Source organism: Schleiferilactobacillus shenzhenensis LY-73, from assembly GCF_000469325.1.
Lineage (GTDB): Bacteria > Bacillota > Bacilli > Lactobacillales > Lactobacillaceae > Schleiferilactobacillus > Schleiferilactobacillus shenzhenensis.
Genome location: NZ_KI271588.1, coordinates 113,260 through 114,513 on the forward strand (window position 1 = coordinate 113,260; position 1,254 = coordinate 114,513).

General features: G+C 56.5%; 1 protein-coding gene. It reads right to left on the reverse strand.

Annotated features, from left to right (window positions below):
• Window positions 1-10 precede the first annotated feature (10 nt).
• Complete coding sequence (locus tag L248_RS07365; RefSeq protein WP_051999904.1) at window positions 11-1,042, reverse strand: aldose epimerase family protein; 1,032 nt, start codon at window positions 1,040-1,042, stop codon at window positions 11-13.
• Window positions 1,043-1,254: the final 212 nt, after the last annotated feature.

The window sequence follows — 1,254 nt, forward strand, 5'->3', positions numbered from 1 at the left end:
TCTACAAGGTTTAGTAACTAAAGTGGTACTTCGTATACACGTGTTTAATCTCGTTGGGCCCGACAGTGATATTCCCGTAATTCGGGTCGAACACCGCATTCGGTGCCTGTTGCGACTCCAGGGCCACCCCAATGTGGGACTGCCCAGTCTTGCCGATGTAGGGCTCGTCCGACTTGAATCCTTGCGCGGTGAAGCAGACGATGGCATTGCGTTCGGAGAAGATGTCCACGCTGATGCCGCTGTCTGCGTCGCTCAGGGTCGCCACAGGCTGATCGGCGGCGTGTTTATTCAGGACATAGACATCATCGATACCCTTTTCTGGAATGTCCTGCAGATTAGCAATGGCCTTGCCCAACGACGCCGGCTGGCTGAAGTCGAAGGGGGTGCCCTTCACCGGCGTCAGGCCGCCGGTGGGAATCTTTTCTTCATCCAGCGTCAACCGGTCATTACTGTTGATGAACAGCGTGTGGTTGCCCACCGTCATGTCGCCGGCGTTCAGGTTCCAATACGCGTGGTTCGTGGGGTTGAAGAGCGTGTCGGCATCGGCGTTGGCCGCATAGTCGATAAGTACCTCGTCCTGCTCCGTCAGCGTGTAAGTGATCGTCACTTCCATGTTGCCGGGGAAGTTGTCCATGCTGCTGGTGACGTTCTTGGTGAAGATGATGTGGTTATCCTCGATGCGGCCGTCCCAATTATAGGAATTGAAGCCGTGGAAACCGCCGTGGAGGTCATTGCCGCCCTCGTTGCGGTCGACCTGGTAGTCGGTCCCGTTGATCGTGAACTGACCCTTGCCGATTCGGCCAGCGGTGCGGCCGATGGACATGCAGAGATAAGGATTCTTCTCGACATAATCGGCGACGTGGGGGAAGTTCAGCAGGAGGTTCTGCTTGCCGGCGGCGGTGGGCACGAGCAGCTCGTACCAGTTCGCCCCGAAGCTAAGCGTGCTGAGGGTCACACCGTGTTTATTGGTGAGAGAAAACTCGGTGACGTCTTCACCGTTATAGTGGTCAAATACCTTTGTGTTCGCTGTCATTGCAGCCATGAACAACAACTCCTTTGCAATATGGAAGCACTCACATATCAGTATACCGCATGTTCGGAGCGGGCGGCAGGGAGAAAATAGGTGTCGGTCTGGCGTCGTACCCGGGTGACTACGGGCTGCACAGATTAGGAGGCAGGTTAGTGTCTGGCGTTGGCCCGGGTGACTCCGGGCTCCGCAGATTGGGGGCTGGAACGCTGTGGGCCGACTTTAAG